Here is a 13,660-nt window from a genome sequence, read left to right on the forward strand (position 1 = left end):
AAAGCATCGCCCCGATCGGCGATGATCCCCTCGTCAGCCTGCCAACCCTCGCAGTCTGATCTGCCCGGCCCAAGCCGGCAACCGTGGTGGCCCTTCGCGAGCTACACCACGCCAAGGGACACGACCCCGGAAAACGAGGCGCACGAGCTCGTGGCCTTCGTCGACGTCGCCTAAGGCTCTGGTGGGCGATGACGGACTCGAACCGCCGACATCCTCGGTGTAAACGAGGCGCTCTACCAACTGAGCTAATCGCCCGCCGGGGTTCTATAGGTGGTCGGGACCTTCCGGCGCAAGTCGGCCGGCCTGCGCGGCGCCCACTTGCGGCCGCATCGCTTCGGATCGGTGCAGTGCTGCGGTTTTCGCGCCTACGATCGGATCTGAATGGTTCCGCCGACCGAGGGTGGCTTCACTGCTCAGTTGAAAGCCCTTCGCCACCGCAATTCAGCTCGTGAAGGTTGCGGCGGCGATGCCGACGATCCAGCGACGACTGACCACTCGTCCCGTCAGGACGGCCGAGATTTCGGACTTGAACAGATCTCATGGCTCCGTCCCCAGTTCTTCCATAATTTAGGGTGTTGACGATCAGCCCGCTAAGGAGCTTCCGAATTCTCGACGGCGCGGATGCCCTATCATGTAAAAGAACACGTTGGTCGCGAGCGTCTCAATTCGGTCTAGACCGATGAACAGAGACGAGACAGGAAGGGCGGCGAGCCATTTGGCTTGGCTTTGATTTGGATCAATGCGCGGTCGTGCGCCCGAGCACTAAGCATGGGGCGCCATTCATCCACGAGCAATCGAAACGGTCGGCCGCTTCACCTCAGCTGGTTCTTCGTGAGCTTCCCTCCGCCGCCGCTTGGACGACGGCTGACCGGCATCGCTCCGCTGATGACGTCCCGCAGCCGAGGCACCCGCTCATCGGACTGCCGGAAACGGCGTCGCCCCGGGACCTGTCCCTTTCGGCTCGGTCGGATGAGCGGTTCGAAGCGATGTCAGCTTCACGTTGAAAGAGGAAGACAGCCATGTATGCCAACATTCTCGCCGCCACCGACGGATCCGAGCTCGCCACGCGCGGCGTGAGGCATGCCATCGACCTGGCCAAGCTCACCGGCGCGCGGCTGGTGCTCGTCACGGTGTCGGAGCCGTTTCCATTTCTCGGAGCCGGCTCGGAGGCCGGCTGGGGCGTGACCGGAGAGGACATCTTGCGGTTCCGGCAGGTCAACGAGGAGTCGGCTCGGCAGGTGCTGGCCGAGGCCAAGCGCCTCGCCGACGAGGCGGGCGTTCCGGCGACGACCTTCCATGTCAGCGACTCGAATCCGGCGTTCGGCATCGTCGACACGGCCAAGGCTCAGGGCTGCGACCTCATCGTCGTCGCGTCGCACGGTCGTCGGGGACTGCAGCGGCTGATCCTGGGAAGCGAAACGAACGAAGTGCTGGTGACGAGCTCGGTTCCCGTTCTCGTCGTGCGCTGAAGCGGAGCGTCTGCACGGTTCTTCGCCGGGTGAGGGCGACGCCGGCAGGCTTCCATCATCCAGCCATCGGGATCGCAGTTCGCAAACGGGAGCAAACATCATGTCATATGGCTACAAGAACATCCTCCTCCCGCTTCTTCCGGAAGCGGACGGTCGCACCTCGCCGAGCCCCGCCACCAAGCTCGTCATCGAGATGGCTCGGCGCTTTTCGGGCTTCGTCAGCGTCGACTTCCTGCTGCCGCAGTCCGCATGGGTTCCCTACAGCCTCCTGACCGACATGCCGCGCCAGCTTCTCACGGCCGAAGCCAAGCGGCTGGAGGAGGGCGCCCAGGCCAATCTCGACCGCGCTGCCACCGCGATCGCCGATGCCGGCGTCGCGGTGGACAAGCACCTGATCGCGCTCGACTTCCTCGCGCTTCTCGGCCGGGCCGCCATTCGCGCGCAGCTCCAGGACGTCATCGTCATGGACGTGGGAAGCGCGGGGCTGCGGGACGAGCGGGAGATCGTCGAGGCGTACCTGTTCCGCACCGGGCGACCGCTGATCCGGGTGCCGGAGGGCGTCGAGCCGACCGTGCCGCGGCGGGTTCTCGTGGCTTGGGACGGAAGCCTTCCCTCGATGCGGGCGGTGCGCGAAGCGCTGCCGATCCTCCAGGCGGCCGAGGGCGTCGAGATCGTCACCGTGAAGGGCGAAAAGGACGTATCCGACATCGCTCCGGGGGAGAGGCTGTCGGCCTATCTCGGGCATCACGGCGTCACGACGCGGCAGACGCGACTCACCGCGCCGCATCGGGACGTCGCGGAAACGCTGCGCAACCATGCCTTCGAGGCGAGCTCCGACATGATCGTCATGGGCGCCTATGCCCATTCGAGGCTTCAACAGGCCGTGCTCGGCGGCGTGACGTCGGCGCTCCTCGATCGCTGCCCCATCCCGCTGCTACTCGCCCACTGACAATCGAGAAGCAGAGACCCGCGACGTCCGACCGGCCGACGGGGCCGGTCCGGCTGGCGGGGGATCGACCACGTCGCCCGGCACGATCTCCCTCGGTCCGCATCCTCCCGGGTCAAAGCGCCGGACTCAGTTTTGGACCAACTCGTTCGGCCCGCATCGCGCTTCCCCACCGCGCCGGACCGCCGAAATGCCGGGCCGCCACCCGGAGTAGAGGTCGCAGCCAAACTCCTTTAATTAAGGTCGTGGAGGGTGCGAAATCACCTGAGACGACGTCTTCGAGGACCTCTGGCCAACAAATCGTTGCCGTGCTTCGCATCTCCTTGATGTCCGACTTCGCGTCCGTAGAAGCTGCGGGCGACGTGGGGAAATGCAATGAAGCCGACTGATCGTTTCGAAGCCTCTTTAACCGAGGAAGGGCGCTACCGGCTCCTTGTCGAGTCGGTCACCGATTACGCCATCTACATGCTCGACGAGACCGGGCACGTCACCAGCTGGAACGCCGGCGCCCAGCGTTTCAAGGGATATGCGGCGTACGAGATCCTCGGGCAGCACTTTTCCCGCTTCTACACCCCGGAAGATCGCGAGACCGGCCTGCCGAGCCGGGCCCTCGACACGGCCGCGAAGGTGGGGCGATTCGAGAACGAGGGCTGGCGCCTGCGGAAGGACGGCACGCGGTTCTGGGCGCACGTGATCATCGACCGCATCGTCGACACGGAAGGCAGGCTCGTCGGCTTCGCCAAGGTCACGCGCGATCTGACCGAGCGCCGCGAAGCGCAGGTCGCGCTGGAGCGCACGAAGGAAGCGCTGATCCAGGCGCAGAAGATGGAAGCGATCGGCCAGCTGACCGGCGGCATCGCCCACGACTTCAACAACCTGCTGGCAGCCGTTCTCGGCAGCCTGCACCTGCTCCGCAAGCGCATCCCCGACGATCCGCGAGCCCAGGCGCTCATCGACAACGCCGTGCAGGGCGCCGAACGCGGTGCGGCCCTCACGAAGCGGATGCTGGCCTTCGCCCGCCGGCAGGAACTCGTCCCGCAGCCGCTCGACATTCCCGCGCTGGTCAAGGGGATGTCCGACCTGCTGCAGCGATCGATCGGCCCGCGGATCTCCATCGAGACGCGCTTTCCCATCGCGCTCGACCGCGCCATGGCGGACGGCCACCAGCTCGAACTCGCGCTTCTCAATCTCGTGGTGAACGCGCGCGATGCGATGCCGGACGGCGGAACCGTCGTGATCGGGGCCCAGGAGGCGGACGTCGACGCGAACCATCCGGCCAATCTGGAGCCGGGCTCCTACATCTGCCTGTCGGTCGCGGATACCGGCAGCGGAATGGACGCGGAAACGCTGGCCCGGGCTTCCGAACCCTTCTTCACCACCAAGGGCGTGGGCAAGGGGACCGGGCTCGGCCTGTCCATGGTCCACGGCCTCGCCGAGCAATCCGGCGGCCGCCTGGTTCTGAAGAGCCGGCCGGGCGAGGGGACCACGGCGGAGCTGTGGCTTCCCGTGGCGGACCGTCTCGCCGAGGTCCTGCCCGAAACTCCCGCAAGCGCGGTCGCTCAGGGCGACCTGCCGGCGCAGGCCCGCACGATCCTCGTCGTCGACGATGACAGCCTCGTTCTCGCCAACACGGCGATGATGCTGGAGGATCTCGGGCACCGGGTCCTCGAGGCCAATTCCGGCAAACGCGCGCTGGCGACCCTCAGGGCGGGCGAGCCGGTGGATCTGGTGATCACCGATCACGCCATGCCGCAGATGACGGGCTCCCAGCTCGCCGCGGAGATCCATGCCGAGTGGCCCGACATGCCGATCCTGCTGGCCACCGGCTACGCCGACCTGCCGCCGGACGGCGACGGCAAGCTGGCGAAGCTGACGAAACCCTTCACGCAGGCGGATCTGGAAGGCGCCGTCGCGAGGGAGTTCAAGAATCGGGCGTCCTGACCCGCCCGCGTTCGACCCGGCTGTTGGCCGAGCCTGCCGAGCGTCGACGACGGATGCCTCGATCACCACGAGCTGCGGAAGCGTCGCGGCGCCGCATCTTTTCCGAGGGTAAATGACCGGACGCATCGTCCGGCGAGCTTCGCCGACCGCTGCCGGCGTCGGCTTGTTTGACCTTTTTGCAACAGCCGAGGGGACCGCAAAAACCTCTGAAAGAGCCTTCCGAGAATCGCTTGACAGGGAAGGCCTCGCCCCGTAGATCACCCCTCACGAGCCGCGGGGACACACAGTCGAGCGGCTCACAGCGCGGGTGTAGCTCAGTCGGTTAGAGTGCCGGCCTGTCACGCCGGAGGTCGCGGGTTCGAGCCCCGTCACTCGCGCCATCTTTCTTCTTCAGGAATGGCATCTTGTCGCGGATCAAGCCTGATCCGCTCTGCGGCGTCGAAGCCACTATCGTGGGTCGGCTTGCGGTCCACTGATAGGTCGGTGCTGCCGCACGTCCGGAGCCTTGCTGAATTTGGCCGGCGATGCGCGGCCGTCGCGAGCGACTCGCGCTTGCTTCGGATTTGGGGACGTTCTAATCCTCGCCGCGCCGGACGGACCGCGCCCGGCCATTCGGCCGCATTGAATTCTCTCTCGCGAGCGCTCAAGTGAGGGGCAAGGGTTTCGGGCTAGCCCGGACACGCGCCTCTCGCGGCATTCGCCATCAAAAAATCGGGACGGTTGAGAGTGTCGGAGCTCCTCGCATCCTATCTGCCGATCGTGATCTTCGTCGGCGTCGCCCTGTTCATCGGGCTGGCGCTTCTCGTGTCACCGTTCCTGCTCGCCTTCAAGGCGCCGGACGACGAGAAGCTGTCGGCTTACGAATGCGGCTTCGAGGCCTTCGACGATTCGCGCATGAAGTTCGACGTGCGATTCTATCTCGTGTCGATCCTGTTCATCATCTTCGATCTCGAAGTCGCCTTCCTGTTTCCCTGGGCGGCCGCCTTCGGCGACATCGGATGGTACGGGCTGTGGTCGATGACGGCGTTCCTCGGCGTGCTGACGATCGGCTTCGTTTATGAGTGGAAGAAGGGTGCTCTCGAATGGGATTGAGCGACCGTAGTCAGAACCTGCCGCTGCTGGCGCCCGCGACCGACCTCGGTTCCGCGCCGGCCGCCGCGCGCGGGCTCGCCGTGCCCGGCCAAGTGCCGGCGGCGCGCGACCCGTTCGTCACCGAGATCAATGACGAGCTTTCCGACAAGGGCTTCATCGTCACCTCGACCGAGGATCTGATCCAGTGGGCCCGCACGGGCTCGCTGATGTGGATGACCTTCGGTCTCGCCTGCTGCGCCGTCGAGATGATGCAGATGTCGATGCCGCGCTACGACGCCGAGCGCTTCGGCTTCGCGCCGCGCGCCTCTCCGCGCCAGTCGGACGTGATGATCGTGGCCGGCACCTTGACCAACAAGATGGCCCCGGCGCTGCGCAAGGTCTACGACCAGATGCCGGAGCCGCGCTACGTCATCTCGATGGGCTCCTGCGCCAACGGCGGCGGCTACTATCATTATTCCTATTCGGTGGTGCGCGGCTGCGACCGCGTCGTGCCGGTGGACATCTACGTGCCGGGCTGCCCGCCGACCGCGGAGGCGCTGCTCTACGGCGTGCTTCTTCTCCAGAAGAAGATCCGCCGCACCGGCACGATCGAGCGCTGAGGGCGAGAACGATATGTGGGCTCCTTCGATCGACGAGATGGCCGACTACGTGGTCGAGGCGCTCGGCGACAAGCTCGCCGGGCACAGCCGCGCCTTCGGCGAGCTGACGCTGACGGTCACGCCCGACACGCTGATCCCGGTCGTGTCCTTCCTGCGCGACGATCCGCAGACGCGCTTCGTCTGCTTCATCGACGTGTGCGGCGTCGACTATCCGAACCGCGAGAAGCGCTTCGAGGTTGTCACCCACCTCCTGTCGCCGCAGCAGAACCAGCGCATCCGCCTTAAGCTCTCGGTCGCCGAGGACGAGACGGTGCCGTCGCTGACGGGCCTCTATCCCGGCGCCGACTGGTTCGAGCGGGAGGCCTACGATCTCTACGGCATCCTCTTCACCGGCCATCCGGACCTGCGCCGCATCCTCACCGACTACGGCTTCGAGGGGCATCCGCTGCGCAAGGACTTCCCGCTGACCGGCTTCGTCGAGGTTCGCTACGACGACGTTTTGAAGCAGGTCGTCTACGAGCCGGTGCAGCTACGCCAGGAGTTCCGCCAGTTCGACTTCCTGTCGCCCTGGGAAGGCACGGAATACGTTCTGCCGGGCGACGAGAAGGCGCGGGCGAACTGAGATGCCGGCGGCGGGCGAGCCTCTTTCCGGGCAATGCCTGTGCGGCGCGGTTGCCTTCACGGCGCGCCCGCTAAAGCCGGAGATGGACGTCTGCCACTGCGGCATGTGCCGGCGCTGGTCGGGCGGCGTCTTCATGGCCGTGCCCTGCACGGATGTGAGCGTCGCCGACGACGCGGCGCTCGGCGTGTACGCTTCGTCGGAATGGGGCGAGCGCGTGTTCTGCCGGACCTGCGGCGCCAGCCTTTTCTGGCGGATGCGGGACGGCAGCGGCCACGTCGCGGTCTCCATGCCTGCCTTCGAGAATTCCGAACTCTTCGTTTTCGCCGAAGAAATCTTTATCGACGACAAGCCGTCGACCTACGAATTCGCCGGGGAGCGCCGTCGCCTGACGGGCGCGGAAACCCAGGATCAGTTCGTCGGATCGCAAGAAAAGGCTGAGTGATGGCCGAGATCGACGTCCGCAACTTCAACATCAACTTCGGTCCGCAGCATCCGGCCGCGCACGGCGTGCTCCGCCTCGTGCTGGAGCTCGACGGCGAGGTGGTCGAGCGCGTCGACCCGCATATCGGCCTGCTTCACCGCGGCACCGAGAAGCTGATCGAGCAGAAGACCTACCTCCAGGCGCTGCCGTACTTCGATCGGCTCGATTACGTCGCGCCGATGAACCAGGAGCACGCCTTCTGCCTCGCCGTCGAGAAGCTCGCCGGCGTGACGGTTCCGCGGCGCGGACAGGTCATCCGCGTCCTTTACAGCGAGATCGGCCGCATCCTCTCCCACCTCCTCAACGTGACGACCCAGGCCATGGACGTCGGCGCGCTGACGCCCCCGCTCTGGGGCTTCGAGGAGCGCGAGAAGCTCATGGTCTTCTACGAGCGGGCGTCCGGCGCGCGCATGCACGCGGCCTATTTCCGGCCGGGCGGCGTCCACCAGGACATCCCGGCGCAGCTCGTCGACGACATCGGCGAGTGGATCGACCCGTTCCTGAAGACCTGCGACGACATCGACGAGCTGCTGACGGGCAACCGCATCTTCAAGCAGCGCAACGTCGACATCGGCGTCGTCAGCCTGGAGGACGCCTTCGCCTGGGGGTTCTCGGGCGTGATGGTGCGCGGCTCGGGCGCCGCCTGGGACCTTCGCAAGTCGCAGCCCTACGAGTGCTACGATGAGATGGAGTTCGACATCCCGATCGGGAAGAACGGCGACTGCTACGACCGCTACCTCATCCGCATGGTCGAGATGCGCGAGTCGGCGAAGATCATGCGCCAGTGCGTCGAGCTTTTGCAGGGTCCCGAGCGCGTCGGCCCCGTCACCTCGACGGACGGCAAGGTGGCGCCGCCGAAGCGCGGCGAGATGAAGCGCTCGATGGAAGCGCTCATCCACCACTTCAAGCTCTACACCGAGGGCTTCCACGTGCCGGAGGGCGAAGTCTACGCGGCCGTCGAGGCGCCGAAGGGCGAGTTCGGCGTCTATCTCGTAGCGGACGGCACCAACAAGCCGCACCGCTGCAAGATCCGCGCCCCGGGCTACGCGCACCTCCAGGCGATGGACTTCCTCTGCCGCGGGCACCTGCTCGCGGACGTGTCGGCGGTGCTGGGCTCCTGCGACATCGTCTTCGGCGAGGTCGACCGCTGACGGCCGACGCCGAGTTCTGATAGGTTGCGGCCATGAGCAGGGCCGCACCGACACCCATGACCGTCGAGGAGTTCCTGGCCTGGGCCGAGATCCAGCCGGGTGAAAGCCGCTACGAACTCATCGACGGCATTCCCGTCCGGCTGATGGCACCGGAAGCCGCACGGCACGTCGACGCCAAGGCTCGGATCTGGCTGTTGATGAGCCGAGCGATCCGAAGCGCAGCCTTGCCTTGCCGCGCCTTCGTGGACGGGATCGGCGTCAGGACGGACAAACGCGGCTACCGCATCCCCGACGTCACCGTGACCTGCGGCACCGTCGACGACGGCTCCGCCATCGTTGAAGACCCCATCGTCCTCGTGGAAGTGGTTTCGCCGGGCAGCACCCGGCGCGATGCCGGAGACAAGCTTCTCGACTACTTCCGCATCGGCAGCCTGGTTCACTACCTCATCGTCTACCCGGACGCCGGTCGCATCGTCCACCATCGTCGGGAACCTGGCGCCGAGACCATCGAGACCCGCATTCTTGCCGAGGGCAACGTTGTCCTTGATCCGCCGGGCTTTTCTGTCGCAGTTCCAGCCCTTCTGGGCCAGGAGCAAATTCCTATCTAGGGGAGGCGAGAGCGTGCTCCAAATGCATGGAATTGTGCGGCCACGCGACGCTGGTCTTTTGTCGTTCATGTGATAGAACGCGCCGCAACACGACAGCTTATAAACATTCTCAAGTCGAGGTCCGATGTCGGTCAGACGTCTCGCCGAAGCCGCCGTTCAGCCGCCGAGCTTCGCCTTTTCTGACGAAAACGCCGCTTGGGCCGAAGCGACGATCCTGAAGTATCCGGAAGGACGCCAGCAGAGCGCGGTGATCCCGCTGCTCATGCGCGCCCAGGAACAGGATGGCTGGGTCACAAAGGCCGCCATCGAGGCGATCGCAGGCATGCTGCGCATGCCGCTGATCCGCGTGCTCGAGGTGGCGACGTTCTACACGCAGTTCCAGCTGAAGCCGGTCGGCACCCGGGCCCACATCCAGGTGTGCGGCACGACGCCCTGCATGCTGCGCGGCTCGGACGACCTGAAGACGGTCTGCAAGTCGAAGATCCATCCCGAGCCGTTCCATCTCAACGAGGGCGGCACGCTGTCCTGGGAAGAGGTGGAGTGCCTGGGCGCCTGCGTCAACGCGCCGATGGTGATGATCTTCCAGGACACCTACGAGGACCTGACGCCCAAGCGGCTCGGCGAGATCATCGACGCCTTCGAGGCCGGCAAGGGCGCCGAGGTGAAGCCGGGTCCGCAGACCGACCGGCACCTGTCCGTGCCGATCGGCGGCCTCACGACGCTGACCGAGGTCGACGAGGACGGCTCCGCCGAGGAAACCTCGCGCGGGACGACGACGCCGCGCTCCGCGCCGGCCGGTGCGGAGGCATCCGTGCCGCCGGCCCAGGCGGGGCGGCCGGACACCCATGCTGCCGAGACCGATCCGACCATCGCCGGCCCCGGCAAGGCGAAGCGCGAAGACAGCGCTCCGGCCGCGGCCGAGCCGACGACGAGCGACAAGCTCGTCGCCGAAGCCAGCCGTCCGGGCTCCGGCTCGGAAGGCGGCACCGTGGAGGGCCAGACCGGGGCCGAAGAGAAGGACGCCGCCGCCTTCGGCACGACGCCGTCCGACAAGGCGCCGGGCGACGCGCGGACCGAGGGCAAGCTGCGCGACCAGGAAGCGGCCGCAGGCGACGCGGTGATCGCCGAGCGCAAGCTCGTCGACAACCCGGAAGGCACGGCCACCGAGCCGTCGCGGCGGAAAACGAACGACACGGCCGGAGGCGAGCCCTTCGAGCCCGTGGTTGAGGCTAAGCGCAAGGACACGTCCGACACGTCGGGCGGCAGCCCGGCGAAGGACTGAGGCGGTACGAGGACGGGCCATGCTCCAGGACAAGGATCGCATCTTCACCAACATCTACGGCCTTCGGGACAAGAGCCTGAAGGGCGCGATGAAGCGCGGCCATTTCGACGGCACAGCGGACATCATCGGCAAGGGCCGGGACTGGATCATCAACGAGATGAAGACGTCCGGCCTGCGCGGCCGCGGCGGTGCCGGCTTCCCGACGGGCCTGAAATGGTCCTTCATGCCGAAGGAAGTGGGCGAGCGCCCGCACTACCTTGTCGTCAACGCCGACGAGTCCGAGCCCGGGACCTGCAAGGACCGGGAGATCATGCGCAACGACCCGTTCACGCTGATCGAGGGCTGCGTCATCGCCGGCTTCGCGATGGGGGCGCACACCGCCTACATCTACGTGCGCGGCGAATACATCCGCGAGCGCCACGCGCTGCAGCGCGCGATCGACGAGTGCTACGAGGCCGGGCTTCTCGGCCGCGACAACAAGTGCGGCTGGGACTTCGACGTCATCGTCCACCACGGCGCGGGTGCCTACATCTGCGGCGAGGAGACCGCGCTTCTCGAGAGCCTCGAGGGCAAGAAGGGCCAGCCGCGCCTGAAGCCGCCGTTCCCCGCGAACATGGGTCTCTACGGCTGCCCGACGACGGTCAACAACGTCGAGTCGATCGCGGTCGCGCCGACGATCCTGCGACGCGGCGGCGCCTGGTTCGCCGGCATCGGCCGTCCGAACAACACGGGCACCAAGCTCTTCTCGATCTCGGGGCACGTCAATCAGCCCTGCACGGTCGAGGAGGCCATGGGCATCCCGTTCCGCGAGCTGATCGACAAGCATTGCGGCGGCGTGCGCGGCGGCTACGAGAACCTTCTCGCGGTGATCCCCGGCGGCTCGTCCTGCCCACTGGTGCCCGGCGAGCAGATCCTCGACGCGCCGATGGACTTCGACGGCATGCGCGAGGTGAAGTCCTCCTTTGGCACCGCCGCCGTGATCGTCATGGACAAGTCCACCGACATCGTGCGCGCGATCGCCCGGCTCGCCTACTTCTACAAGCACGAGAGCTGCGGCCAGTGCACGCCCTGCCGCGAAGGCACGGGCTGGATGTGGCGCGTGATGGAGCGCATGACGGTCGGCAACGCGCAGAAGCGCGAGATCGACATGCTGCTCGACGTGACGAAGCAGGTCGAAGGTCACACCATCTGCGCGCTCGGCGACGCGGCGGCTTGGCCGATCCAGGGCCTCGTCCGGCACTTCCGCGCCGAAATCGAACGCCGCATCGACGAGTTCTCCCGCAACGCCGACATGGACCGCAAGCCGATCCTCCAGGCGGCGGAGTAGGGCGGGTGGCGAGCTCCGGCTTGCTTCACGCCTTCCTCGGCCCGCGCGGACATTGAGATAGAACCATGGCAAAGATCAAAGTCGACGGCACCGAGATCGAGGTTCCCGATCACTACACGCTGCTCCAGGCGGCGGAGGAGGCGGGTGCCGAGATTCCGCGCTTCTGCTTCCACGAGCGCCTGTCGGTCGCCGGTAACTGCCGCATGTGCCTGATCGAGGTGAAGGGTGGACCGCCGAAGCCGGCGGCGTCCTGCGCCATGGGCGTGCGCGACCTGCGGCCCGGGCCGAACGGCGAGGCGCCGGAGATCTTCACCAACACGCCGATGGTGAAGAAGGCCCGCGAGGGCGTGATGGAGTTCCTGCTGATCAACCATCCGCTCGACTGCCCGATCTGCGATCAGGGCGGCGAGTGCGACCTGCAGGATCAGGCGATGGCCTTCGGCGTTGACTCGTCGCGCTATCGCGAGAACAAGCGCGCCGTCGAGGACAAGTACATCGGGCCGCTGGTGAAGACGATCATGACGCGCTGCATCCACTGCACGCGCTGCGTCCGCTTCACCACCGAGGTCGCCGGCATTTCCGAACTCGGCCTCGTCGGCCGTGGCGAGGACGCCGAGATCACGACCTACCTCGAGAACGCGATGACGTCGGAGCTCCAGGGCAACGTCATCGATCTCTGCCCGGTCGGCGCGCTGACCTCGCGCCCCTACGCCTTCCAGGCCCGGCCTTGGGAATTGTCGAAGACCGAGACGGTCGACGTCATGGACGCCGTGGGCTCCTCGATCCGCGTCGACACGCGCGGCCGCGAAGTGATGCGCATCCTGCCGCGCACCAACGAGGACATCAACGAGGAGTGGATCTCCGACAAGACCCGCTTCGTCTGGGACGGCCTGCGCACGCAGCGCCTCGACCGGCCGTACATCCGCGAGAACGGCCGCCTGCGGCCGGCCTCCTGGGGCGAGGCTTTCGACGTTGTGAAGGCGCGCGTCTCCGCGACGGCGCCCGATCGCCTCGGCGCCATCGCCGGCGACCTCGCGGCGCTGGAAGAGATGTGGGCGCTGAAGCGCCTGATGGCATCCCTCGGCTCGGCCAACCTCGATTGCCGTCAGGACGGCGCGAAGATCGATCCGGCAAACGGGCGCGCGAGCTACCTCTTCAATACGACGATCGCCGGCATCGAGCATGCCGACGCACTGCTGATCGTCGGCTCGAACCCGCGCTTCGAGGCCTCCGTCCTCAACGCGCGCATCCGCAAGCGCTGGCGCCAGGGCGGCTTCCCGATCGGCGTCGTCGGCCAGCGGGCGGATCTGCGCTACGAATACGCCTATCTCGGCGCCGGCTCGGACACGCTCTCCAACATCGAGAGCGCCAACAGCGGCTTCTACGAGGCGCTGAAGAACGCTTCGCGTCCGATGATCATTGTGGGCGGCGGCGCCCTGGTCGGCGAGAAGGGCGGCGAGGCGCTCGCCGCGCTCGCCGCACTCGCCCGCGAGATCGGCGCGGTCACCGAGGGTTGGAACGGCTTCAACGTCCTCCACACCGCCGCGAGCCGCGTCGGCGGCCTCGACATCGGCTTCGTGCCGGGCGAGGGCGGCAAGACGGCGGCGGAGATGGCGTCAGGCGGCGTCGACGTCCTGTTCAACCTCGGCGCCGACGAGATCGAGATCGCGCCCGGCGCCTTCGTGGTCTATGTCGGCACGCACGGCGACAAGGGCGCCCACCGCGCCGACGTCATCCTGCCGGCGGCGACCTACACCGAGAAGTCAGGCACCTGGGTCAACACCGAAGGGCGCGTCCAGACCGGCGGCCGCGCGGCCTTCCCGCCGGGCGAGGCCCGTGAGGACTGGGCGGTGCTTCGGGCGCTCTCGGCCGTTCTCGGCAAGACGCTGCCCTTCGATTCGCTCGGCGCTCTGCGGCGCGACCTCTTCTCGTCGAACCCGGCGCTCGGCGGCGACGGGCTGACGCCGGCCGATCCCTCCGTGATCACGACGCTGGCCGATCGCGCCGGCACGCTGTCGGGCGGCGCCTTCCCGGCGGTCGTCCACGACTTCTACCTGACGAACCCGATCGCCCGCGCCTCGAAGGTGATGGCCGAGTGCTCGAAGCTCGCCCAGGAGCTTCACCTCGAGGCCGCGGAATAGG

The 13,660-nt window shown here is 66.9% G+C and carries 11 protein-coding genes, 2 tRNA genes and 1 pseudogene; 13 read left to right on the plus strand and 1 reads right to left on the minus strand.

Translation table 11 applies throughout. From position 1 onward, the window contains the following. Window positions 1-179: 179 nt before the first annotated feature. Window positions 180-255, minus strand: a tRNA-Val gene (locus FZN60_RS22030). A 764-nt stretch (window positions 256-1,019) separates the two neighbouring features. Between FZN60_RS22030 and FZN60_RS22035 the strand changes: the two genes are divergently transcribed. The 13 genes and pseudogenes from FZN60_RS22035 (at window position 1,020) to nuoG (ending at window position 13,659) form a co-directional block, all read left to right on the plus strand. Further along, the gene (locus FZN60_RS22035; protein WP_158875678.1) at window positions 1,020-1,469 is read left to right on the plus strand and encodes a universal stress protein; all 450 of its coding nucleotides are present in this window, start codon (window positions 1,020-1,022) and stop codon (window positions 1,467-1,469) included. 100 nt (window positions 1,470-1,569) lie between these two features. Then, complete coding sequence (locus FZN60_RS22040) at window positions 1,570-2,418, plus strand: universal stress protein (RefSeq protein WP_158875679.1); 849 nt, start codon at window positions 1,570-1,572, stop codon at window positions 2,416-2,418. A gap of 372 nt (window positions 2,419-2,790) precedes the next feature. Then, complete coding sequence (locus FZN60_RS22045; RefSeq protein WP_158875680.1) at window positions 2,791-4,356, plus strand: PAS domain-containing hybrid sensor histidine kinase/response regulator family protein; 1,566 nt, start codon at window positions 2,791-2,793, stop codon at window positions 4,354-4,356. Between the two features lie 303 nt (window positions 4,357-4,659). Continuing rightward, window positions 4,660-4,736, plus strand: a tRNA-Asp gene (locus FZN60_RS22050). Between the two features lie 346 nt (window positions 4,737-5,082). After that, a complete protein-coding gene (locus FZN60_RS22055; RefSeq protein ID WP_158875681.1) occupies window positions 5,083-5,448 on the plus strand; it encodes an NADH-quinone oxidoreductase subunit A in 366 nt (121 codons plus the stop codon). Window positions 5,449-5,561: 113 nt separating this feature from the next. Further along, a pseudogene (locus tag FZN60_RS22060) lies at window positions 5,562-6,047 on the plus strand (NuoB/complex I 20 kDa subunit family protein); the annotation flags it as partial. Between the two features lie 13 nt (window positions 6,048-6,060). Then, window positions 6,061-6,669, plus strand: a complete 609-nt coding sequence (locus FZN60_RS22065; protein WP_158875683.1) for an NADH-quinone oxidoreductase subunit C — start codon at window positions 6,061-6,063, stop codon at window positions 6,667-6,669. 1 nt (window position 6,670) lies between these two features. Further along, entirely contained in the window at window positions 6,671-7,111 is a 441-nt protein-coding gene (locus FZN60_RS22070) for a GFA family protein (RefSeq protein ID WP_158875684.1), read from the plus strand. After that, on the plus strand, window positions 7,111-8,301 hold the full coding sequence (locus FZN60_RS22075; protein ID WP_158875685.1) for an NADH-quinone oxidoreductase subunit D: 1,191 nt from the start codon (window positions 7,111-7,113) through the stop codon (window positions 8,299-8,301). The genes FZN60_RS22070 and FZN60_RS22075 overlap by 1 nt, the downstream gene beginning before the upstream one ends. Window positions 8,302-8,357: 56 nt before the next feature. After that, window positions 8,358-8,909: a Uma2 family endonuclease gene (locus tag FZN60_RS22080; protein ID WP_158875686.1), complete on the plus strand. Its 552-nt coding sequence runs from the start codon at window positions 8,358-8,360 to the stop codon at window positions 8,907-8,909. A 124-nt stretch (window positions 8,910-9,033) separates the two neighbouring features. Next, complete coding sequence (gene nuoE, locus FZN60_RS22085) at window positions 9,034-10,191, plus strand: NADH-quinone oxidoreductase subunit NuoE (RefSeq protein WP_158875687.1); 1,158 nt, start codon at window positions 9,034-9,036, stop codon at window positions 10,189-10,191. A gap of 19 nt (window positions 10,192-10,210) precedes the next feature. Further along, window positions 10,211-11,518, plus strand: a complete 1,308-nt coding sequence (gene nuoF / locus FZN60_RS22090) for an NADH-quinone oxidoreductase subunit NuoF (RefSeq protein WP_158875688.1) — start codon at window positions 10,211-10,213, stop codon at window positions 11,516-11,518. Between the two features lie 65 nt (window positions 11,519-11,583). Continuing rightward, entirely contained in the window at window positions 11,584-13,659 is a 2,076-nt protein-coding gene (nuoG, locus tag FZN60_RS22095) for an NADH-quinone oxidoreductase subunit NuoG (protein ID WP_158875689.1), read from the plus strand. The last annotated feature ends 1 nt before the right edge of the window (window position 13,660 follow it).

It is taken from the genome of Antarcticirhabdus aurantiaca, assembly GCF_009765365.1.
In the GTDB taxonomy this organism is placed as follows: domain Bacteria; phylum Pseudomonadota; class Alphaproteobacteria; order Rhizobiales; family Rhizobiaceae; genus Antarcticirhabdus; species Antarcticirhabdus aurantiaca.